The following is a 22,289-nucleotide window of genomic DNA, read 5'->3' on the forward strand; positions in this document are numbered from 1 at the left end:
CCGGACCATATTTTATCAATGGTGATGCTATGAACCGATTTACCCTGAAGCAGCTCAAATATTTCGTCACCGTGGTGGAGACGGAGAGTATCGCCGAGGCCTCCCGCCAGCTGCACATTGCGCAGCCGTCGATTTCCATTGCCATTAAGAATCTGGAGAGCACCTTCGACCAGCAGCTGTTTATTCGCCACCACGCGCAGGGCGTCTCGCTCACCTCCAGCGGTCGGCGGATCTACGATAAAGCGAAGGAGCTGCTGCGCCTGTCGTGGGAATTTGAGCAGAATTCGCGGGCGGATAAAGAGCTGGTTTCTGGCATGATCTCCATCGGTTGCTTTGAATCGGTAGCTCCGCTGTATATGCCGAAGCTGGTGGCTGGATTTAAGAAATGCTATCCGGAAATTACGCTGCATCTGTATGACGGCGAACAGCATGAGCTGATGCATGGCCTGCACCGCGGCCGCTTTGACCTGGCGCTGGTCTACGATCTGGAGCTTGGCCACTCGATCAATAAAGAACGGCTTAACGCCCCGCATAAACCCTACGCGCTGCTGCCCGCCGCGCATCCGCTGGCGCAAAAGGCGCAGGTGACGCTGCAGGAGCTGAGCCGCGAGCCGATGATCCTCCTTGATGCGGTCCCGAGCAAAAATTATTTCATCTCCATCTTTAAGGAAAAAGGCTATCACCCGGAAGTAGCTTACAGCTCACCCTCTATCGAAATGGTGCGCTGTATGGTCGGTCAGGGACTCGGTTTTTCGGTGCTGGTCACCCGGCCCTGCTGCGATATGACCTACGATGGTGAAAGGGTGGTGCAGCGGGATATTGCCGACGATATGCCCGCCTCAACCTTAATTATGGCGCATCTCGCTAATAATGAGCCGACGCGGCCAACGCAACTGTTTATGGATTATTGCCGCAGTATCGAATTAACCCCCTCTCACGGCTGAAATAACGCCTGTCGATCCGGCAGGCGTTATTTTTTTGTCGTCAATCAGCCTCGTAAAATTCTATTCAGTCGATCGTTTTATAATATTTTACCAATTCGTCACAGTTAAATAACCTGAAAGCCGTCAATTCCGGCGACCTCGTCGGCAACTGTGCTTGAAGGATAGAGAAATGACTGAACAGATAACCGAGATCGATACCCTGGTGGTCGGCGCGGGGCAGGCGGGCGTCGCCATGAGCGAGCATCTGACCCGGCTGGATATTCCCCACCTGGTGCTGGAGAAACAGGGTATTGCCCAGGCCTGGCGCAGCGGGCGCTGGGATTCGCTGGTGGCCAACGGCCCGGCCTGGCACGATCGGTTTCCGGGGATGGTGTTCCCGGACTGCCCGCCGGATAGCTTTGTCGGCAAAGAGCAGGTTGCGGACTATTTTGCCGCCTATGCCCGCAGCTTCAACGCGCCGATCCGTACCGGGGTGGAGGTGTACAGCGCCGAACGCCTCGCCGGGCGACCGGGCTTTCGTGTCGACACCTCCCAGGGGGTGATTGAGGCGCAGCGGATCGTAGCGGCCACCGGACCCTTTCAGCGCCCGGCGATCCCGGCGATCGCCCCGCAGAGTCCGGCTATTCAGCAGCTCCACTCGGCGCACTATTTTAATCCGCAGCAGCTGCCGGAGGGCGGCGTGCTGGTAGTGGGGGCCGGATCCTCCGGCGTCCAGATTGCCGATGAGCTGCAGCGTGCCGGACGCGCGGTGTGGCTGTCGGTGGGGGCGCACGACCGGCCGCCGCGTCGCTATCGCCAGCGCGATTTTTGCTGGTGGCTCGGGGTGCTGGGAATGTGGGACGCCGCGGCCAATGCGCCGGGGAAAGAGCATGTCACTATCGCGGTGAGCGGCGCGCGCGGCGGCCATACCGTCGATTTTCGCCAACTGGCGCATCAGGGGGTCACCCTGGTGGGGCAGACCCGCGGCTTTGACGGCGCCAGGGCGTTGTTCCACCCCGACCTGGCGGAGAATATCCGCCGCGGCGATGCCTCTTATCTTGCGCTGCTCGACGCCGCCGACGACTGGGTAGCGCGCAACGGTTCGGATCTGCCTGAAGAGCCCTCCGCCCGTGAGTTTCTGCCCGATCCGGCCTGCGTCAGCGACCCGCTGCTTAGCCTCGACCTGGCCGAGGCCGGGATCGGCGCCATCATCTGGGCGACCGGATATACCACCGACTATCGCTGGCTGAAGGTCAACGCCTTCGATGACGCGCAGCGGCCGCAGCATCACCGCGGCGTGTCGACGGAGCCGGGGGTCTATTTTCTCGGCCTGCCGTGGCTGTCGCGGCGCGGGTCCACCTTTATCTGGGGCGTCTGGCACGATGCCAAATATATTGCCGACCAGATCGCCATTCAGCGCCAGTATCAGCGTTACCAGCCGTCCTGATAACCGTTTCCTGAAGGAGTGCTTTGATGCCAACCCATACCCGTATTCGCATGTTTAACACCAAAGAGACCTACCCGAACCAGGCGCTGAACAACGATCTGTGCCAGGCGGTGCGGGCCGGGAATACCGTCTACGTTCGCGGCCAGGTCGGCACCGATTTTGCCGGCAACCTGATCGGCCTCGGCGACCCGCGAGCCCAGGCGGAACAGGCGATGAAGAATGTCGAGCAGCTGCTGAAAGAGGCCGGCAGCGACCTCTCGCATATCGTCAAGACCACCACTTATCTGATCGACCCCCGCTATCGCGAGCCGGTCTATCAGGAGGTGGGAAAATGGTTGAAAGGGGTCTTTCCCATCTCCACCGGGGTGGTGGTGTCGGCCCTGGCGCAGCCGCAGTGGCTGATGGAGATTGACGTCACGGCGGTGATCCCTGACGACTGGCAGGGGGAGGCGGCAGAATGACCCTTTCCCTTACCGCCCGTTGCCCGGAAACGGGTCAGTTGGGCATCGCCATTAGTTCATCGAGCATGGCCGTCGGGTCGCGCTGTCCGTGGCTGCTGCCCGGCGTGGGGGCGGTTTCCAGCCAGAACATTACCCTGCCGTCGCTGGGGCCGCAGATCCTCAGCGCGCTCGAAGCGGGGGCCAGCGTTGAGCAGGCCCTGAAGCAGGCGCTGGCGGAGGATCGCTTCCGCGAATATCGCCAGGTCGCGGCGATTGACGCCGACGGCGACACGGCGGTGTTCAGCGGGGAATTCACTCTTGGGATCGGCGGCGCCCTGGCGGGGGATAACTGCGTGGCGGCGGGCAACATGCTGGCCAGTGAGGGGGTGATCGCTGCGATGGTGGGCGCCTTTGAGGCCGCCACCGGTGAGCTGACCAGCCGGCTGCTGGCCGGACTGCGCGCCGGGATCGTCGCCGGGGGCGAGGCCGGGCCGGTCCACTCGGCGGCGGTGAAGGTGGTGGACGATTACCCGTGGCCGGTGGTCGACCTGCGCATTGACTGGGCGGAAGCGGATCCGCTGGCGGCCCTTGAGCAGCTGTGGCTGGCGTGGGAGCCGCAAATGGAGGCCTATATTACCCGGGCGCTCGACCCGCGCGAGGCGCCGGCCTATGGCGTGCCTGGCGATGAATAACACGCCGGGAGCGATCCTTGCCGCGCTGCTGGCCTTTGATACCACCAGCCGCCATTCAAACATGGCGATGATCGACTGGATCGCCGATTTTCTCGCCGCCCGCGGCGTGGCGTCCCGCCGCTTTTATGACCCGTCGGGGGGAAAGGCCAATCTCTACGCCCAGCTGGGGCCGTCCGGCGGCGGCGGGGTGATGCTCTCGGGCCATACCGACGTGGTCCCGGTGGACGGGCAGGACTGGAGCGTGCCGCCGTTCAGCCTGACCGAGCGCGATGGCCGCTACTACGGCCGCGGCAGCGCCGATATGAAGGGCTTTCTCGCCTGCGTGCTGGCGGCGGTGGATGACTTTCTGGCGGCGCCGCTGCGGATGCCGCTGCATCTGGCCTTCTCCTATGACGAAGAGGTCGGCTGCCTCGGCGTGCGCAGCCTGGTGGATTTTCTGCAGGCCTCGCCGGAGAAACCGGCGCTGTGCCTCATCGGCGAGCCGACGGAGATGCAGCCGGTGTTCGGTCATAAAGGCAAACTGGCCATGCGCTGCTGCATTGAGGGCCAGGCCTGCCATTCGGCCTATGCCCCGCAGGGGGTGAACGCCATCCGCTACGCGGCCAGGCTGATCAACCGCCTGGATCGGCTGGGCGCACGTCTGGCCCGGCAGCAGGACAGCCGCTTTTCGCCGCCTTTCAGCACCCTGCAGGTGGGCACCATTCAGGGCGGCGCCGCGCTGAACATCGTTCCGCAGTCCTGTCGCTTTGATTTTGAAATCCGCTACCTGCCGGGGATGCGTCCCGAAGCGGTTACCGAAGCGCTGGCGGCCTACGCCCGCCGCCGGCTGCTGCCGGAGATGCGCCGGGTCGGCGGCGGAAGCGACATCCAGTTTCAGCTGTTGAGCCACTACCCGCCGCTGCTCAGCGATCCACAGTCCGACTTCGCCCGCTGGCTGGCGCAGTGGTGCGGCAGCGATCGGTTTTCCACCGTGGCGTTCGGCACCGAAGGGGGACTGTTCGACGAGATGGGCGTTGCGACCCTGGTCTGCGGGCCGGGCAGCATGGCCCAGGGCCATAAGGCCGATGAGTACATCAGCATCGACCAGACCGAACGCTGCATGGCGATGCTGGGCCAGCTTTGCGCGTGGATGCGCGCCGAGCCCGCAGAACCGCTTACCTGATCCACCCACACAGGAACCCAAGCGATGCACAACCAACACTCTCACCATATCGATCAAGCGACAGTCGACCGCTGGCAGGCGGATGGCGTGGTATTACTGAAGGGCGTTTTTACCCCCTGGGTTGAGCGCCTCGCCGAGGGGGTCACGGCGCTGATGACCAGCCCCAGCGAATATGGTCATGCGCGCACGGTGATCCCCAAAGATGGTTCGCCGCCTTTTTTTCAGGATTACTGCAACTGGGCGCGGATCCCGGCGTTTAGCGAGTTTGTCTTTCAGTCGGCCGCCGCCGAAATCGCCGCGGCGCTGATGCAGTCGCAGACGGCGAAATTTTTCCATGAGCATACGCTGGTCAAACCCGCCGGGGGCAGCACGGTCACCCCCTGGCATCATGACCAGCCTTACTATTGCGTCTCCGGCCGACAGAACGTCAGCTTCTGGATCCCGCTGGACCCGGTAGCAGAGGCCACCTCGCTGCGCTGCATTCGCGGGTCGCATCGCTGGGAGGCGGAGTACAGTCCCACCCGCTTCAATGGCACCAGGCTCTACGAGCACACCCGGTTCAGCGCGCTGCCGGATATCGACGCCCATGAGGACGAGTACGATATCGTCAGCTGGGCGCTGGAGCCGGGGGATGCGGTGGCCTTCCATTTTCGCACCGTCCATGGCGCCCGCGGCAACCCCGGAGCGCGGGCGCGACGGGTCTTCTCCGCCCGCTGGGTGGGGGATGACGCCGCCTTTGCCGACCGCGGCGGCGTAACGTCGCCGCCGTTCCCCGAGCTGGCCCTGCGGGACGGCGACCCGCTGGATTCTCCACTGTTCCCCCAGGTCTGGCCACCAGCGTAAGCGGCTTCGGACGGGATCTGCTATGATCCCGTCTTTCGTTGTCTGGAGCCAGTCGATGTTCAACGACGCCATTGTTTATGACCGCTACGGGCCGCCGGCCGCGGTGCTAACGCTGAAACGCGCCCCGCTGGCGCCGCTGGCCGGTGGACGGGTGCGGGTCAGGATGCGCTATGCCCCGGTGAATCCTTCAGATCTGATCCCCATCACCGGCGCCTATCGCCACCGTACCCGACTGCCGGCCGTCCCCGGCTACGAAGGCCTTGGCGAGGTGGTCGCCGCGCCATTCGGCAGCCGGCTGACCGCGGGCCAGCGGGTGCTGCCCCTGCGCGGGGGCGGCACCTGGCAACGGTTTATCGATCTCGATGAGACCTGGCTGGTGCCGGTTCCCCCGGCGGTGGACGATCTGCTGGCCGCCCGCGGGTATATCAATCCGCTGACTGCGATGCTGATGCTCAGTCGCTGGCCGGTTGCCGGGAAACAGATCGTGCTGACCGCCGCCGCCTCCTCCTGCGCCAGCCTGCTGGGGCAGTGGGCGCTGGCCATGGGCGCCCGTTCGGTAAGCGGGATTATTCGCTCGCCGCAGCATCGGGCGCGTCTGGAGCAGGCCGGGATCTATCCGATTCTCGACGCCGACCGGGCGCTGGTGGAGAAGGTCAGCCAGCACAGCGATCTGGTGTTTGACGCGGTGGGCGGGGAGCTGGGGAACACGCTGTTGTCGGTGCTGCCCGCGTCGTCGACCCTGGTCTCCTACGGCTTATTATCCGGGCGGCCGTTGATCCAGACGCGCGCCAGCGCGGCGGTGCGCAAGTTTCATCTGCGGGAGGCGCTGCCTGGCCTCAGCGTGGCGGCATGGCGGGCGGCGTTCGATGAGATCTGGCAGCGGCTACCGACGACTACGCAACCGCCGGCCCAGCGGGTGGCGGTGAACGACTGGCGCGAGGCGATTGCCGCCGCCGGCCAGCCGGGAAGAGGCGGTAAAATCCTGCTCGATTTCACCGTGGGTTAAGATTACTGTTTCTTCTCGCCGAGGGTCGGCGTTTCGTCAAAGAAGTTCCATGGCTTCAGTAGGGCGTGCGCCCATTCGGTTGGCATGATCGGCCACTCTTCAGCGCGCGCCACGTGGGTGGTGCCGGTGGTGATCCACACCACGTCATCCTGGTGCGTCAGCGACTCATCGTCCTTGGCATACTGGCCTAACCCGGTATCGTGAGCGGAGCGGTTGGGGTATTTGCCTTCCGGATAGCGTTCGCTCGGGTGGTAGCGCGTCACCCACAGCTGTTTATCCATAAAGCTCAGACGATGGTAGATCCACTCGTCGGGGGCGAACTTAGCGCCGGTCGCCGCCGGATGGGTGCCGCCAGCGTAAGGGATGATCTGGTAAGAGACTGGGTTACCCATGCGGTTCTCTTTGCTGGTGTTGCTCAGCAGGCGAATCGTACCCGGGTCGAATTTCTGCGCCGCTTTCTGTTCGCTGTCAATCGTGTACTGATTCACCTGCATGGTGCTGGTGCGCGGGCCGCCGGCGGTGTTGGGCTTCACCTCCGGGTCCATCGCCACCAGGGTGTTGTTTTCGCCGTCCACGTCGAGGTCGAGGCGGAAGTTATAGATATGCTGGTGGGTGGTGCCGACAATATTATGGTCGATCAGCGTTCCGTAGCGGGTATCTTCTTTGGCGCTCGGGTCGTGCATGGTTTTCGCCAGCACGCCTTTCACCGCCTCAATCCCGGTGGCGCCCGCATCGATGCCGATGGTGCCGTTGTCGTGGAACACCCAGTCAAAGATATAGTCGTAGTTGCCGACGGTGCTGATCCAGCGCACCACCAGCTCCCGGCGCTCGGTACTGACGTTGGGCTTGCCCATCTCCAGGTGCTTATATTCCGGCCCGGCGTAGCGCTCGAATATGGCGACGGCGTGCGGGATGGTGGTCGGCGCGCCGGTGTAGTCGGCGATGGTTTCATCCAGCAGCACCGCATTCGACGGCGCGTCTTTGCCGCGTACAATCGGCGAGGTCAGGGTGCCCATGCCGTAATCGCCGGAGTCCAGATAGGCTTTGAAATACCAGCCGACGTCCGGGTCGCCGTAGGGGACGATCATCCCGCCGAGGGAACCTTCATACATCACCTGGCGTTTTTTGCCGTTATCGTTGTAGGTCACCGTCGAGAGGATTGGTCCGACGCGCGAGTTAAGACGCAGATGGAAATCCCAGTTCCGCCAGTGAATGGTATCCCCGGTAATGGTATAGTTTTTGCCTTCCGGTTCAGTAATATCCAGCGGTTTCACCACCGGGGCGTTGCGGTCGCGGCCATCATACGGACGCGGTTCCATCGGCACCGGAATCACCGGGCCTTCCTCGATTTTGATGATTTTCTTTGCTTCCAGGTCGACCACCGCCACCAGGTTTTCAATCGGGTGCGCCCAGTAGTTGCCGTCGCCGGTATCGAGATAGCTGACCACCTTCAGCAGACGCGCATCCTGCTGCAGGCCATCTTTGCCATCGAAGTAGCCGACGGTGAGCGGGGTGGTGACCACCTTGCCAGGATTGGTAATACCGTGTTTTTTCAGCACCGCCGCGAATTCGCTGCTGGCGTTGATGATGTTCTGCACGCTGGCGAAATCATCGAGCAGCACCATGCCGTGGGCCCCTTTGATCGGAGTCCATGAGAGGATTTTTTTGTTTTGCAGATCGGCCACCGCCTCCATCACCTGTTTGCCATCCAGCATCACCACATCGGCAGTGCGTGGCGCATCCACCGGCGTGCCCTGCAGGGCAAAGGCCCATACCGCGGCTTTATCCGGCTCGTGCAGGGAAATTTCGGTAAAGCGGGTATTGGGCTGGAACTCCGGCGCGGCTTTGACAATGGTCACCGCTTCGCTGATTTCCGCCGCCGAGAGCGAGTTTAACGGGTGAGGGCGCTTTTCCACCTGGAAGGTCTGATCGAGACCGGACTGGAACACGTCGTTGATAAAGGTATCGGAGACCCAGGCTTTACCTTCCTTCATCACTACCGGCACCGGCAGATCAAGGGGCTTACCGTTGACGATTGCGGTTTTGGCGCCGGGCTTCACTTTGACGTAAGCGCCGTCTTTTATCAGGGTAAACATTTGCGCATAGTCATCCCACTGCACGTCAGCGCCGAACGCCTCCAGCGTTTTATCCAGCGGTACCATGTGGGCTTCGCTACCGTGAGCGAAGACCGGTGATTGCCAGGCGCAAACCACCGCGACAGCGAGAGCCAGTGCGGTTTTACGCGGGGAAAATTTCAAGCCGTTTGCCATTGTGACCTCATCTTATTGTTGTCTTATGCCGCTGCGAATGTCGGCTTTGTCACCCTTAAGCTACCAGCCCGCGGCGCCGTAGCGTTTGTTTGCTCTTGCCAGGTTATTTGTCAGTTTTGCCAGAGGGACGTAAAAAATGCCTCCGCAGAGGCATTGAGCACGAGCGCCGATTTTTTGCCGGGTGGCGGCTGCGCCTTACCCGGCCTACAGTCCCAAATCACTGCTGGCGCTGGCGCTAGCGCTGGGGCCGCTGAAACTGCCGGTGCTGGCCGGAGCCCGGGGGTACAGGGGGCGGCGGCGACTGGCCGCCCCCTGTGCGCTCCCTGCGCCACGGAAAACAGAATGAAGAAAAATTAACCGGGAGCGCAATGTGCGCTGAAGCCACAGATAACATAAAGAACCACACTTCAGTACTTCCCCTCACCCTGACCCTCTACCGGAGGGAGAAGGAACTGTCCGGTAGCTGTTTTCGCCCCCTGCGCCTTGAGATAAATCACACAGAACAAACGTTTTCCCGGGGCGAAACCGTTGCAAACCATAGCTCAAGGACCGGCCAACAGAGCGCCAGCGCCAGCGGTCTATTTTCCGCCATTACGCCGGGAAATCCCCCTGCTGGCGCGCCACCAGGGTCAGAATGGAATACAGCGCCACCGCCTGCTGGTGCTGGTTGAAAATCTCCACCGCCCATTCCACCACGCCGGTGGCTTTCTCCTCAGCGCTGCGCTGCCGCTTGACCGTTTTCCGCTTACAGGTCAGACGCACCTGGATGGTGTCTCCCGGCTTGACCGGTTCAATAAAGCGCAGGTTTTCCATCCCGTAGTTGGCGATAACTGGCCCGACGCCGGCATCGACGAACAGACCGGCCGCCGCGGAGATCAGGAAATAACCGTGAACCACCCGCTCGCCGAAAATCGACTCGGCGGCGGCGATTTTGTCCATGTGGGCGTAGAAATGGTCGCCGCTCAGGCAGGCGAAGTTAACGATATCCGCTTCGGTCAGGGTACGGCGCGGGGTCAGCAAACTGTCGCCGGGCTGGATCTCTTCGAAATATTTGCGAAACGGGTGAATGCGATCTTCGCTCACCTGGGCGCCGCGTACCCACTGCTGGCCGATGGTCGCCAGCATCGTTGGGCTGCCCTGGACGGCGGTGCGCTGCATATAGTGTTTCACCGAACGCAGTCCGCCGAGCTCCTCTCCGCCGCCTGCGCGGCCGGGGCCGCCATGCACCAGCTGCGGCAGCGGCGAACCGTGGCCGGTTGATTCTGCGGAGGATGCTTCGTTCAGGATCTGAATACGACCATGCGCGCGGGCGGCGCCGAGGATAAACTCGCGCGCCAGTTCGCCGCTGGCGGTAACCAGCGTCCCCGCCAGGCTGCCGCCGCCGGCGCGTGCCAGCGTCAGCGCATGCTGGCGGTCCTGGTAGGGCATCAGGGTCGCCACCGGGCCAAAGGCTTCAATGGCGTGAACCGCCGGGGTTTCATCCGGCTGCGCGCAGTAGAGCAGCGTCGGCGGGAAAAAGGCTCCGGCCGCGCTGAGGTCTGCCTGTCCGCCAAGCAGCGCTTCGCAGCCGGCGGCAATCAGTTCATTGACGCTCTCCTGTACGTCCCGACGCTGCTCGTGATTAACCAGCGCCCCCATCTTAATCCCTTCCTGCGCCGGGTCGCCGACGGTCACTTTATGCAGGCGGGCGATCAGCGCATCGCTAACCGCATTGATCTGCGCCAGCGGGACGATGATGCGGCGGATAGCGGTACATTTTTGTCCAGCTTTCGCCGTCATCTCGCGGACCACTTCCCGGATAAACAGCGCGAACTCCGGTTGCTCCTGCGTGACGTCTTCGCCTAACACACAGCAGTTGAGCGAATCCGCTTCCATGGTAAAGGGAATCGATTTAGCCACCAGGTTGGGGTGCGACCGCAGCTGCTGGCCGGTGGCGGCAGAGCCGGTAAAGGTCACCACGTCCTGGCTATCGAGGTGGTCGAGCAGATCGCCCGCGCCGCCGCAAATCAGGCTGATGGCGCCCTCCGGCACCAGGCCGCTGTCGACAATCGCTTTCACCATTGCCTGGGTGAGCTGGGCGGTAGCGGTTGCCGGTTTAATGATAGCTGGCATACCGGCCAGCCACGTGGGGGCCAGTTTTTCCAGCATTCCCCAGCAGGGAAAGTTGAAGGCGTTGATATGGACGGCGACGCCTGATTTTGAGGTCAGCACGTGACGGGCGGCAAAACCGCCCTGTTTTGAGAGCGGGATCAGCTCGTCTTCCGGCCACAGGATATCGTCCGGCAGTTCGCGACTGCCCAGCCCGGCATAGGTGAAAAGGGTACCGATACCGCCTTCAATATCCACCCAACTGTCGGCGCGGGTGGCGCCGGTTTGCGCCGAGATGGCGTAGAACTGGTCTTTCTGCTCCAGCAAGTGTTTCGCCACCGCTTTTAACATCGCGCTGCGTTCAATAAAGGTCATGGCTTGCAGCGCCTTACCGCCGCGCTCAATCGCGAAGCGGCGCGCCTGCGCCATATCCAGACCTTCACTGGTCACCTCCCACAGCGCCGTGCCGGTGATGGCGTGATGAATAGTACGGGCGCGGCCCCGGCCGGTCTGCCAGGCGCCGGATAAGTAGCTGGCTAACTGCTGCATCGCAAATCTCCAAATGTGTTACGTGTGATATCTATAAATAGTTCTTTTATGAATCATAAAATGCAAGCCAGTATTTAATAAATTATTAACATTGTGATCGCGATGGCGTTACGCCTTATGCTTAACTTACTGTATTTATTGTGGTTTACAAAAGGTTTTGCGGAGATTATCACAAAAAGAGCAAACAAAATTTGTGGTTTTATTTAACCAATATGTAACCTTCAATAAACAAAGTGATTCACATTAATGTTTTTGTTGTGAATATCGGAATCATAAAGGTGATGACGTGACAGAAGAACAACGCTTTGACCAGCGCATCGCGCAGGAAACGGCCATCGAACCGCAGGACTGGATGCCGGATGCCTACCGTAAGACCTTGATTCGGCAGATAGGCCAGCACGCGCACTCGGAGATCGTCGGCATGCTGCCGGAAGGCAACTGGATCACCCGCGCGCCGACGCTGCGCCGCAAAGCGATCCTGTTGGCTAAGGTACAGGATGAGGCTGGACACGGGCTGTATCTCTATAGCGCCGCGGAAACCCTTGGCTGCGCGCGGGAAGACCTGTATCAGAAGATGCTCGACGGGCAGATGAAATACTCCTCCATTTTTAACTACCCGACGCTGAGCTGGGCGGATATCGGCGTGATCGGCTGGCTGGTGGATGGCGCGGCTATCGTCAACCAGGTGGCGCTGTGCCGGACCTCCTACGGGCCCTATGCCCGGGCGATGGTCAAAATCTGCAAAGAAGAGAGCTTTCACCAGCGCCAGGGATTCGAAGCCTGCATGGCGCTGGCGCAGGGCAATGACGCGCAGCGGCAAATGCTGCAGGACGCCATTAACCGCTTCTGGTGGCCAGCGCTGATGATGTTTGGCCCCAACGACGACAACTCGCCAAACAGCGCCCGCAGCATGGCGTGGAAAATCAAACTGCACTCCAACGACGAGCTGCGTCAACGCTTCGTCGACAACACCGTGCCGCAGGTGGAGATCCTCGGCATGACCGTCCCGGACCCGGATTTGCAGTTTGATGCAGCCAGCGGGCACTACCGCTTCGGCGAAATCGACTGGCAGGAATTTAACGAGGTGATTAGCGGCCGTGGCATTTGCAATCACGAGCGGTTGGCCGCCAAGCGTAAGGCCTGGGAAGAGGGCGAATGGGTGCGCGAAGCCGCGCTGGCCCATGCGCAAAAACAGCAGGCCCGCAGCGCGGCATAAGGAGAGACAACATGAGCAAAGTTTACTGGCCGTTATATGAAGTGTTCGTTCGCAGCAAACAGGGGCTTTCCCATCGTCACGTCGGCAGCCTGCATGCCGCCGACGATCAAATGGCGCTGGAAAACGCCCGCGACGCCTACACCCGCCGCAGCGAAGGCTGCTCAATTTGGGTGGTGAAGGCCAGCGAAATCGTTGCCTCGCAGCCGGAAGAGCGCGGCGAATTCTTCGACCCGGCGGAAAGCAAAGTCTACCGCCATCCGACTTTCTATACCGTGCCGGACGGCATGGAACATATGTGAGGCGGCGATGAATAACCCGAATCCCATCGCCACCTATGCCCTGCGGCTTGGCGACAATGGTCTGGTGCTGGCCCAGCGTTTAGGCGCCTGGTGCGGCCATGCCCCGGAGCTGGAGATCGATCTTGCGCTGGCCAACATCGGCCTCGACCTGCTCGGCCAGGCGCGCAACTTTTTAAGCTATGCCGCCGAGCTTAACGGCTGCGGCGACGAAGATACCCTGGCCTTCGGCCGCGATGAGCGCCAGTTCAGCAACCTGCTGCTGGTGGAGCAGCCCAACGGCAATTTTGCCGACACCATCGCCCGCCAGTTCTTTATCGACGTCTGGCACGTCGCCCTGTACAGCCGGCTGGTGAACAGCCGCGATGCGCAGCTGGCGGCAATTGCCGCTAAAGGGCTGAAAGAAGTGCGTTACCACCAGCGCTTCAGCCGTGGCTGGCTGGAGCGTCTTGGCAACGGTACCGAGGTATCCCAGCGCAAAATGCAGCAGGCGGTCGACAATCTGTGGCGCTTCACCGGCGAACTGTTCCTTGCCGATGACCTGGAGCTCAGCCTGGTCGGGCAGGGCATTGCGGTTGATCCGCGCGAGCTTCAGGCCGAATGGCAAAGCACCGTGCATACCGCGCTGCTTGACTCAGGCTTATCGATCCCGCAGGAAGCGGCCTTCCGCAGCGGCGGCAAACAGGGGCTGCACAGTGAACATCTCGGCCCGCTACTGGCGGAGATGCAATATCTGCAGCGTTCGCATCCCGGCCTGCAGTGGTAAGGGAGGAGAAGATGCAACGTTTAGATGACATCGCTCCCGCCGAGGTGCGTGCTATCTGGGGATTGTTAAGCGCGATCCCGGACCCGGAAGTACCGGTGCTGACCATCACCGATCTCGGCATGGTGCGCAGCGTCGCGCGCCACGGCGACGGCTGGGTGATTGGCTTTACCCCGACTTATTCGGGCTGTCCGGCGACGGAGCATCTGCTGGGGGAGATCCGCGCAGTGATGAGCGAGCATGGTTATCTGCCGGTCCACATCGTCCTGCAGCTGGATCCGCCGTGGACCACCGACTGGATGAGTCAGGATGCCCGCGAGCGCCTGCGCCAGTACGGCATCAGCCCGCCCCAGGGGCACGCCTGCCATGCGGATATGCCCGCCGAGGTGAGTTGTCCACGCTGCGGCAGCACCCATACCTCGCTGCTTAGCGAATTCGGTTCCACGGCCTGCAAAGCGCTCTATCGCTGCGACAGCTGCCGGGAACCTTTTGATTACTTTAAATGTATTTGAGGTTGCCATGACGACGTTCCATTCGCTTAAGGTGGCGAGAGTCGAGCCGGAAACCCGCGATGCGGTGACCATCACTTTTGCGATCCCGCAAGCCCTGCAGGCGGAATACTGTTTTCGCCCGGGCCAGCATCTGACGCTAAAAGCCCGTCTGGGCGGTGAAGAGCTGCGCCGCTGTTACTCCATCTGCCGCAGCCGCACGCCGGGAGAGATCAGCGTCGCGATCAAAGCCATCGACGGCGGACGCTTCTCGCGCTACGCCCAGCACGATATCCAGCAGGGGATGGAGCTGGAGGTGATGGTGCCGCAGGGACATTTCGGCTATCAGCCGCAGGCCGAGCGGCAGGGCGACTATCTGGCGATTGCCGCCGGCTCCGGGATCACGCCGATGATGGCGATCGTTAGCGCCACCCTGGCCACCGAGCCGTACAGTCGCTTCACGCTGATCTACGGTAACCGCAGCAGCCACAGCATGATGTTCCGCCAGGCGCTAGCCGATTTAAAAGACCGCTATCCGCAGCGCCTGCAGGTGATACATCTGTTCAGCCAGGAGTCGATGGACAGCGATCTTTTACAGGGGCGCATTGACGGCGACAAACTGCGCCAGCTCGCTGACCATCTGCTGGATTTCAGCCGTTTCGACGAGGCCTTTATCTGCGGTCCGGCGACGATGATGGACGAGGCGGAAGCAACGTTACGTGAACTTGGCGTAGCGGAGAAATCGATTCATCTCGAACGCTTCAATACGCCGGGCGGCAGCGTTAAGCGCGCCGCCGGGGTGCAGGCGGAGGGACGCACGGTCACCATCCGCCAGGACGGGCGCGATCGGCTGATCGCCCTCAGCGCCGAAGACGACAGCATCCTGGATGCCGCATTGCGTCAGGGGGCAGACCTGCCGTTTGCCTGCAAGGGCGGGGTGTGCGCCACCTGTAAATGCAAAGTGCTGCGCGGCGAAGTGGCGATGGCCGCCAACTATAGCCTCGAAGCGGATGAGCTGGCGGCGGGTTATGTACTGAGCTGCCAGGCGCTGCCCACCAGCGGCGACGTAGTTGTCGACTTTGACGCGCGGGGGATGGCATGAGCGAGCTGCTGATCCACCGCCATGGCCGGGTGCTGCAGCTGACGCTCAACCGTCCGCAGGCCCGCAATGCACTGAACAATGCCTTATTAACCCAGATTGCCGAGGCGCTGGAGGTCGCGGCCGCTGATAACCGCGTCAGCGTCTGCGTCATCAGCGGTAACCCGCGCTTCTTTGCCGCCGGGGCCGACCTGAATGAGATGGCGGAGAAAGATCTCCCGGCGACCCTGGACGATATCCGCCCGCGGCTGTGGGCGCGTATCGATGCCTTCCCCAAACCGCTGATCGCCTCGGTCAACGGCTACGCCCTCGGCGCCGGCTGCGAGCTGGCCCTGCTGTGCGATCTGATTGTCGCCGGGGACAACGCCCGCTTTGGCCTGCCGGAAATTACCCTCGGCATAATGCCGGGCGCTGGCGGCACCCAGCGGCTGATCCGCAGCGTTGGCAAGGCGCTGGCCAGCCGGATGGTGCTGAGCGGCGAGAGTATTGACGCCCGTCAGGCGCAGCAGGCCGGGCTGGTGAGCGATGTCCATCCGGCGGCGTTAACCGATGAGTATGCCCTGCAACTGGCGACCACCATCGCCCGCCATGCGCCGCTGGCGCTGCGGGCGGCGAAACAGTCGCTGCGCCTGTCGCAGGAAGTGAGCCTGCAGGCCGGTCTCCAGCAGGAGCGCCAGCTGTTCAGCCTGCTGAGCGCCACCGAAGACCGCCGCGAAGGCATCGACGCCTTCTTACAAAAACGTAACCCGGACTTTAAAGGACGCTAATCGTGGAAGCTTTCATTCTCAGCGCAGTGGAACAGGGCGTCATGACCATCACTCTCAATCGCCCGGACCGCCTCAACAGTTTTAACGATCGGATGCATCAGCAGCTGGCGGAATGTCTGAAGCAGGCCGAGCGCGACGACGGCGTGCGTTGCCTGCTGATCACCGGCGCCGGCCGCGGATTTTGCGCCGGCCAGGATCTGAATGACCGCAACGTCGACCCCAGTGGGCCGCCGCCGGATCTCGGCCTGTCGGTGGAACGCTTTTACAACCCGTTAGTGCGCCGTCTGGCGGCGCTGCCGAAACCGGTTATCTGCGCGGTCAACGGCGTAGCCGCTGGCGCAGGCGCCACCCTGGCGCTGGGCTGCGATATCGTGCTGGCCGCGCGTTCGGCCAAGTTTGTGATGGCGTTCAGCAAGCTCGGGCTGGTGCCGGACTGCGGCGGCAGCTGGTTCCTGCCGCGGGTGGCTGGCCGCGCGCGCGCGATGGGGCTGGCGCTGCTGGGCGACAGCCTCAGCGCGGAACAGGCCGCGCAGTGGGGGATTATCTGGCAACTGGTGGACGATGCCGAACTGGCGGATACCAGTCTGCAGCTGGCGCGCCATCTGGCGGCCCAGCCGACGTTTGGTCTTGGGCTGATTAAAAAGGCGCTGCTGGCGGCGGAAACCAACAGTCTCGACGCGCAGCTGGATCTGGAGCGCGATTATCAGCGCCTCGCCGGGCGCAGCGATGATTACCGCGAAGGGGTCAGCGCGTTTCTGGCCAAACGGCCACCACAGTTCAGCGGGAAATAGATGATGACGACATCCTTAGCCAACGTGGCGGTGATCGGCAGCGGCACCATGGGGGCCGGCATCGCCGAAGTGGCTGCTGCCGCAGGACATCCGGTGCGTATTTTTGATATTAACCCTAAGGCTGTAGGCCAGGCGATTGAGGGCATCGCCGGGCGTCTGGCGTCGCGCGTTGCGCGCGGCAAACTGGTCCCTGAGCAAGCTGATGCGCTGCTGGCGCGGCTGCATCCGGCCCACGATTTAGCCGCGCTGGCCGACGCAGATTTAGTGATCGAAGCGGCCTCTGAACGGCTGGAGGTGAAAGCGGCGCTGTTCGCGCAGCTGGCGGCGATCTGCTCGCCGTCAACATTGCTGACCAGCAACACTTCGTCGATTTCGATTACCGCCATCGCCGCCGGGGTCAAAAACCCGGAGCGGGTGGCCGGGCTGCACTTTTTTAATCCGGCGCCGGTGATGCAGCTGGTGGAGGTTGTCAGCGGCCTGGCGACGTCTGCGGAAGTGGTGGAGCAGCTGTGCCAGTGCGTGAGCGGCTGGGGGAAACGGCCGGTTCGCTGCCGCTCGACGCCCGGCTTTATCGTTAACCGCGTGGCGCGTCCGTTCTATGCTGAAGCCTGGCGGGCGCTGGAGGAGCAGGTGGCCGCCCCGGAAGTTATCGATGCCGCTTTGCGTGACGGCGGCGGCTTCCCGATGGGGCCCCTGGCGCTGACGGACCTGATTGGCCAGGACGTCAACTTCGCCGTGACCTGCTCGGTATTTAACGCCTTCTGGCAGGACCGGCGTTACCTGCCATCGCTCCTGCAGCAGGAGCTGGCGCAGGCCGGGCGATTGGGGAAAAAGAGCGGTCACGGCGTCTATCGCTGGCCTGCGGAGACGCAGCCGGAGGTGACGCTGCCGCCGGTCGCCACTGGCGCGCAATCCGTGATGACGGTAAGTGACAGTGTCACCGAGCTGGACGAGCTTTTGTTGCTGGAGACCGAAGGCGAAACCGCCCTGGCGCTGAGCGTTAAGCATCGTCGTCCGGTGGTGGTGTATGACCTGTGCGCCAGCGATACGGTGGTGCTGGCCGCCGCGGCGACCAACGCGCCGGCGGCGACGGACAAAGCGGTGCACTATTTCCAGCAGCAGGGCAAGAAAGTGCTGCGCATCGCCGATTATCCCGGCCTGCTGGTGTGGCGCACGGTGGCGATGCTGGTTAACGAAGCGCTGGACGCACTGCAGAAAGGGGTGGCCAGCGCGCAGGATATCGATACCGCCATGCGTCTTGGCGTCAACTACCCGCAGGGCCCGCTGGCGTGGGGGGAAAGCCTCGGCTGGCGCCGTGTGCTGCGCCTGCTGGAGAACCTGCACCACCATTATGGCGAGGAGCGCTATCGCCCCGGTTCCCTGTTGCGCCAGAAGGCGCTAATGGAGAAGCACCATGAGCAATGATCCGTGGCGCAACGCTCGCGTGATGTACGAAAAAGATACCTGCGCCAGAAAGATGGGGATCGAACTTATCGAAATGGACGATGGTTTTGCGCAGATGACCATGACCGTCTCGCCGGACATGCTTAACGGCCATCAAACCTGTCACGGCGGTCAGCTATTTACCCTTGCCGATACCGCTTTCGCCTACGCCTGTAACAGCCAGGGGCTGGCGGCGGTGGCTTCGGCGGCCAGCATTGATTTCCTTCGCCCGGCGTTTGCCGGGGACCGGCTGGTCGCCACCGCCCGAGTCAAACAGCAGGGCAAGCTGACCGGGGTCTACGACATTGAAATTGTTAATCAACAGCAAAAAATTGTGGCCCTGTTTCGCGGCAAATCGCACCGCATCGGCGGCACAATCACAGGAGAAGTCTAATGCGCGAGGCCTTTATTTGTGACGGGATCCGCACGCCGATTGGCCGCTACGGCGGCGCGCTGGCCAGCGTGCGCGCCGACGACCTGGCGGCGATCCCGCTGCGGGCGCTGCTGAGCCGCAACCCCAGGCTTGACCCGACCGCGATCGATGACGTGATTTACGGCTGCGCGAATCAGGCGGGTGAAGATAACCGCAATGTGGCGCATATGGCGACGCTGTTGGCCGGTTTCCCGCATACCGTACCGGGCACCACGATTAACCGTCTATGTGGGTCTGGTCTGGATGCGATCGGCTTTGCCGCCAGAGCGATCAAAGCCGGCGATGCCGATCTGCTGATTGCCGGCGGCGTGGAGTCGATGTCGCGCGCGCCGTTTGTGATGGGGAAGGCCAGCGCGCCGTATCAGCGTCAGGCGGAGCTGTTTGACACCACCATTGGCTGGCGTTTTGTGAACCCGCTCATGGCGCAACACTTCGGAACTGACAGCATGCCGGAAACGGCCGAGAATGTAGCTGAATTGTTAAATATTAGCCGCGCCGATCAGGATGCTTTCGCCTGGCGCAGCCAGCAGCGCACGGCGCAGGCCCAGCGCGATGGCATTCTGGCGCAGGAGATCGTGCCGGTGCAGATTGTCGGACGGAAAGGGGCGGTCAGCGACGTGCGCGAGGACGAGCATCCGCGCCCGGAAACCACGCTTGAGCAGCTGGCGCAACTGAAAGCGCCGTTCCGCCAGGGCGGCGTCATTACCGCGGGCAATGCTTCCGGCGTCAACGATGGCGCCGCGGCGCTGATCGTCGCCAGCGAACAGCAGGCCGCTATCCAGGGGCTCACGCCGCGCGCGCGTATCGTGGCGATGGCGACGGCAGGGGTCGAACCGCGGCTGATGGGGCTGGGGCCGGTACCGGCGGTGCGTAAAGTGCTGGAGCGGGCGGGACTCAATATCCACGATATGGATCTGATTGAGCTGAATGAGGCCTTCGCCGCCCAGGCCCTGGGCGTGCTCAGACAGCTTGGCGTGCCTGACGATGCGGCGCATGTGAATCCCAACGGCGGCGCCATCGCGTTAGGCCATCCGCTGGGCATGAGCGGCGCGCGTCTGGCGCTGAGCGCCAGCCTTGAGCTGCAGCGCCGCGGCGGGCGCTATGCGTTGTGTACGATGTGTATTGGCGTGGGTCAGGGCATCGCCATGATCCTCGAGCGAGTGTGAGCTAATTTACCTGCGAGTACCCTACAATGATAACTACTACAAAATTAGATCCGATTGAAACCGCCTCGCGTGATGAGCTGCAGGCCCTGCAAACCCAACGGCTGAAGTGGACCCTGAATCATGCGTATAACAATGTGCCGATGTATCGTCGCAAATTCGACGCCGCCGGCGTGCACCCTGACGACTTTCGCGAACTGAGCGACCTGACCAAATTCCCGTGCACCACCAAACAGGATCTGCGCGACAACTATCCCTTCGATACCTTCGCGGTGCCGATGGAGCAGGTGGTGCGCATTCACGCCTCTTCCGGGACCACCGGCAAACCGACGGTGGTGGGCTACACGCAGAACGATATTGATAACTGGGCCAATATCGTCGCCCGTTCGCTGCGCGCCGCCGGCGGCACGGCGAAAGATAAAATTCACGTCGCCTACGGCTATGGCCTGTTCACCGGCGGCCTTGGCGCGCACTACGGCGCGGAACGCTTAGGCGCGACGGTGATCCCGATGTCCGGCGGACAGACCGAAAAACAGGCGCAGCTGATCCGTGATTTCAAGCCGGATATGATCATGGTGACGCCGTCCTACTGTCTGAATCTGATTGAAGAGCTGGAGCGCCAGATGGACGGCGATGCCCGCGGCTGTTCATTACGCGTCGGCGTCTTTGGCGCCGAGCCGTGGACCCTGGCGATGCGCGCGGAGATCGAGCGCCGGCTGGGGATCACCGCCCTGGACATATACGGTCTGTCGGAGGTGATGGGCCCGGGGGTGGCGATGGAGTGTCTGGAGACTGTTGACGGCCCGACCATCTGGGAAGACCACTTCTTCCCGGAAATCGTTAACCCGGACGACGGCACGCCGCTGGCCGATGGCGAACACGGCGAACTGCTGTTCACCACGTTGACCAAAGAGGCGCTGCCGGTGATCCGCTATCGTACCCGCGATCTGACGCGCCTGCTGCCGGGCACCGCCCGCACCATGCGCCGTATGGACCGCATCAGCGGACGCAGCGACGATATGCTGATCATCCGCGGGGTTAACGTCTTCCCGTCGCAGCTGGAAGAGGAGATCCTTAAGTTTGAACATCTGGCGCCGCACTACCAGCTGGAGGTCAATCGCCGCGGCCATCTTGATTCGCTGGCGGTGCGCGTGGAGCTGAAAGAGAGCGGGCTGGCGCTGAGTCACGAGCAGCGCTGCCAGATTTGTCACCAGTTGCGCCACCGCATCAAGTCGATGGTCGGGATCTCCACCGATATCACTATCGTCAACTGCGGCAGCATTCCGCGCTCTGAAGGCAAAGCCTGTCGGGTATTTGATCTGCGTAAAGCGGTGGTCAGCGGTTAAACCTCTCCCCGGTGGCGCTGCGCTGACCGGGGCTACGCGGTTAGCCCGGCTGAGGCCTTTACGCCCTCAGCCGGGGAAATTCCTGTGCTATGATTCATAAAGGAAAAATATAACAACAGCATGAATCAGATGAGTAAACTCGACGCCTTTATTCAACAAGCCGTGACGGCGACGCCGATCAGCGGCACGTCATTGATCGCCTCGCTGTATGGCGACGCCTTATTACAACGCGGTGGGGAAGTGTGGCTGGGCAGCGTCGCGGCGCTGCTGGAAGGATTAGGCTTCGGCGAGCGCTTCGTCCGCACCGCGCTGTTTCGCCTCAATAAAGAAGAGTGGCTTGATGTCGTCCGTATCGGCCGCCGCAGCTTCTATCGTCTGAGCGACAAAGGGCTGCGCCTGACCCGTCGTGCGGAACATAAAATTTATCGAGCGAACGCCCCGGAATGGGATGGTACCTGGCTGCTGCTGCTCTCGGAAGGCCTGGAAAAAAATGTGCTGGCCGACGTCAAAAAGCAGCTGCTGTGGCAGGGATTTGGCGCGCTGGCGCCGAGCCTGTTAGCCTCGCCGTCGCAAAAGCTGGCGGATGTCCAGTCGCTGCTCCACGAAGCAGGCGTCGCCGAAAACGTCATCTGCTTTGAAGCCCACTCGCCGCTGGCGCTCTCCCGGGCGGCGCTGCGCAGCCGGGTAGAGGAGTGCTGGCATCTCACCGAACAAAACGAGATGTATGAATCGTTCATCTCGCTATTCCGGCCGATACTGCCGCTGCTCCGTGACTGCGACCCCGCGGAGTTAACGCCGGAGCGCAGCTTTCAGATCCAGCTCCTGCTGATTCATTTCTATCGCCGGGTGGTGCTCAAAGATCCGCTGCTGCCGGAAGAGCTGCTGCCGGCGCACTGGGCGGGGCAAACCGCCCGCCAGCTGTGTATCAATATTTACCAACGGGTGAGTCCCGGCGCGCTGGCGTTCGTCAGCGAGAAAGGTGAAAGCTCGGTCGGCGAGCTTCCCGCGCCGGGCCCGCTCTATTATCAGCGCTTTGGCGGTTTGCCGGGCGCATAAGGAGGTTG

The 22,289-nt window shown here is 62.3% G+C and carries 21 protein-coding genes; 19 read left to right on the top strand and 2 right to left on the bottom strand.

Annotated features, from left to right (window positions below; translation table 11 throughout):
• Positions 1–29: 29 nt before the first annotated feature.
• The 7 genes from CE636_RS27035 to CE636_RS27065 all read left to right on the top strand — a co-directional run bounded on the left by CE636_RS27035 (position 30) and on the right by CE636_RS27065 (position 6,513).
• Entirely contained in the window at positions 30–944 is a 915-nt protein-coding gene (locus tag CE636_RS27035) for a LysR substrate-binding domain-containing protein (RefSeq protein WP_004204026.1), read from the top strand.
• 169 nt (positions 945–1,113) lie between these two features.
• On the top strand, positions 1,114–2,370 hold the full coding sequence (locus CE636_RS27040; RefSeq protein WP_004204027.1) for a flavin-containing monooxygenase: 1,257 nt from the start codon (positions 1,114–1,116) through the stop codon (positions 2,368–2,370).
• Between the two features lie 26 nt (positions 2,371–2,396).
• The gene (locus CE636_RS27045) at positions 2,397–2,831 is read left to right on the top strand and encodes a RidA family protein (protein ID WP_004190423.1); all 435 of its coding nucleotides are present in this window, start codon (positions 2,397–2,399) and stop codon (positions 2,829–2,831) included.
• Positions 2,828–3,502: a DUF1028 domain-containing protein gene (locus tag CE636_RS27050; RefSeq protein ID WP_017898739.1), complete on the top strand. Its 675-nt coding sequence runs from the start codon at positions 2,828–2,830 to the stop codon at positions 3,500–3,502. Before CE636_RS27045 ends, CE636_RS27050 begins: the two co-directional genes overlap by 4 nt.
• Entirely contained in the window at positions 3,495–4,664 is a 1,170-nt protein-coding gene (gene argE / locus CE636_RS27055; protein ID WP_025999097.1) for an acetylornithine deacetylase, read from the top strand. Before CE636_RS27050 ends, argE begins: the two co-directional genes overlap by 8 nt.
• A 24-nt stretch (positions 4,665–4,688) precedes the next feature.
• Entirely contained in the window at positions 4,689–5,507 is an 819-nt protein-coding gene (locus tag CE636_RS27060) for a phytanoyl-CoA dioxygenase family protein (protein WP_017898737.1), read from the top strand.
• A gap of 22 nt (positions 5,508–5,529) precedes the next feature.
• Complete coding sequence (locus tag CE636_RS27065; RefSeq protein WP_025999096.1) at positions 5,530–6,513, top strand: zinc-dependent alcohol dehydrogenase family protein; 984 nt, start codon at positions 5,530–5,532, stop codon at positions 6,511–6,513.
• A 2-nt stretch (positions 6,514–6,515) separates the two neighbouring features.
• On the opposite strand, the gene tynA is transcribed toward CE636_RS27065, so the two are convergent.
• The gene (tynA, locus tag CE636_RS27070; RefSeq protein WP_017898735.1) at positions 6,516–8,783 is read right to left on the bottom strand and encodes a primary-amine oxidase; all 2,268 of its coding nucleotides are present in this window, start codon (positions 8,781–8,783) and stop codon (positions 6,516–6,518) included.
• Positions 8,784–9,374: 591 nt separating this feature from the next.
• The gene (gene paaZ / locus CE636_RS27075; RefSeq protein WP_017898734.1) at positions 9,375–11,420 is read right to left on the bottom strand and encodes a phenylacetic acid degradation bifunctional protein PaaZ; all 2,046 of its coding nucleotides are present in this window, start codon (positions 11,418–11,420) and stop codon (positions 9,375–9,377) included.
• A 286-nt stretch (positions 11,421–11,706) separates the two neighbouring features.
• On the opposite strand from paaZ, the gene paaA reads away from it, so the two are divergent.
• The 12 genes from paaA to paaX all read left to right on the top strand — a co-directional run bounded on the left by paaA (position 11,707) and on the right by paaX (position 22,281).
• Complete coding sequence (gene paaA, locus CE636_RS27080) at positions 11,707–12,636, top strand: 1,2-phenylacetyl-CoA epoxidase subunit PaaA (protein WP_017898733.1); 930 nt, start codon at positions 11,707–11,709, stop codon at positions 12,634–12,636.
• A gap of 11 nt (positions 12,637–12,647) precedes the next feature.
• Positions 12,648–12,935 (top strand): 1,2-phenylacetyl-CoA epoxidase subunit PaaB, encoded by a 288-nt coding sequence (gene paaB, locus CE636_RS27085; RefSeq protein ID WP_004224492.1) that lies wholly within the window; start codon positions 12,648–12,650, stop codon positions 12,933–12,935.
• Between the two features lie 7 nt (positions 12,936–12,942).
• Positions 12,943–13,698 (top strand): 1,2-phenylacetyl-CoA epoxidase subunit PaaC, encoded by a 756-nt coding sequence (gene paaC, locus CE636_RS27090; RefSeq protein ID WP_017898732.1) that lies wholly within the window; start codon positions 12,943–12,945, stop codon positions 13,696–13,698.
• Positions 13,699–13,709: 11 nt separating this feature from the next.
• Positions 13,710–14,207, top strand: a complete 498-nt coding sequence (gene paaD, locus CE636_RS27095) for a 1,2-phenylacetyl-CoA epoxidase subunit PaaD (RefSeq protein ID WP_004204037.1) — start codon at positions 13,710–13,712, stop codon at positions 14,205–14,207.
• Positions 14,208–14,214: 7 nt separating this feature from the next.
• Positions 14,215–15,285, top strand: a complete 1,071-nt coding sequence (gene paaE / locus CE636_RS27100) for a 1,2-phenylacetyl-CoA epoxidase subunit PaaE (RefSeq protein ID WP_017898731.1) — start codon at positions 14,215–14,217, stop codon at positions 15,283–15,285.
• Positions 15,282–16,049, top strand: a complete 768-nt coding sequence (gene paaF, locus CE636_RS27105; protein WP_017898730.1) for a 2,3-dehydroadipyl-CoA hydratase PaaF — start codon at positions 15,282–15,284, stop codon at positions 16,047–16,049. The genes paaE and paaF overlap by 4 nt, the downstream gene beginning before the upstream one ends.
• A 2-nt stretch (positions 16,050–16,051) precedes the next feature.
• Positions 16,052–16,840 carry a 2-(1,2-epoxy-1,2-dihydrophenyl)acetyl-CoA isomerase PaaG gene (gene paaG / locus CE636_RS27110; RefSeq protein ID WP_004204040.1) on the top strand — a complete coding sequence of 263 codons (789 nt, stop codon included), beginning with the start codon at positions 16,052–16,054 and terminating at the stop codon, positions 16,838–16,840.
• Positions 16,841–18,265, top strand: a complete 1,425-nt coding sequence (locus CE636_RS27115) for a 3-hydroxyacyl-CoA dehydrogenase (protein WP_017898729.1) — start codon at positions 16,841–16,843, stop codon at positions 18,263–18,265.
• Positions 18,255–18,677: a hydroxyphenylacetyl-CoA thioesterase PaaI gene (gene paaI, locus CE636_RS27120; RefSeq protein WP_004204043.1), complete on the top strand. Its 423-nt coding sequence runs from the start codon at positions 18,255–18,257 to the stop codon at positions 18,675–18,677. Before CE636_RS27115 ends, paaI begins: the two co-directional genes overlap by 11 nt.
• The gene (pcaF, locus tag CE636_RS27125; RefSeq protein WP_017898728.1) at positions 18,677–19,882 is read left to right on the top strand and encodes a 3-oxoadipyl-CoA thiolase; all 1,206 of its coding nucleotides are present in this window, start codon (positions 18,677–18,679) and stop codon (positions 19,880–19,882) included. Before paaI ends, pcaF begins: the two co-directional genes overlap by 1 nt.
• A 26-nt stretch (positions 19,883–19,908) precedes the next feature.
• Positions 19,909–21,225: a phenylacetate--CoA ligase PaaK gene (gene paaK, locus CE636_RS27130; RefSeq protein ID WP_004204046.1), complete on the top strand. Its 1,317-nt coding sequence runs from the start codon at positions 19,909–19,911 to the stop codon at positions 21,223–21,225.
• A 129-nt stretch (positions 21,226–21,354) separates the two neighbouring features.
• Positions 21,355–22,281, top strand: a complete 927-nt coding sequence (paaX, locus tag CE636_RS27135) for a phenylacetic acid degradation operon negative regulatory protein PaaX (RefSeq protein ID WP_025999095.1) — start codon at positions 21,355–21,357, stop codon at positions 22,279–22,281.
• The last annotated feature ends 8 nt before the right edge of the window (positions 22,282–22,289 follow it).

Source organism: Klebsiella sp. LY (genome assembly GCF_004010915.1).
Taxonomy (GTDB): Bacteria; Pseudomonadota; Gammaproteobacteria; order Enterobacterales; family Enterobacteriaceae; genus Klebsiella; species Klebsiella quasipneumoniae.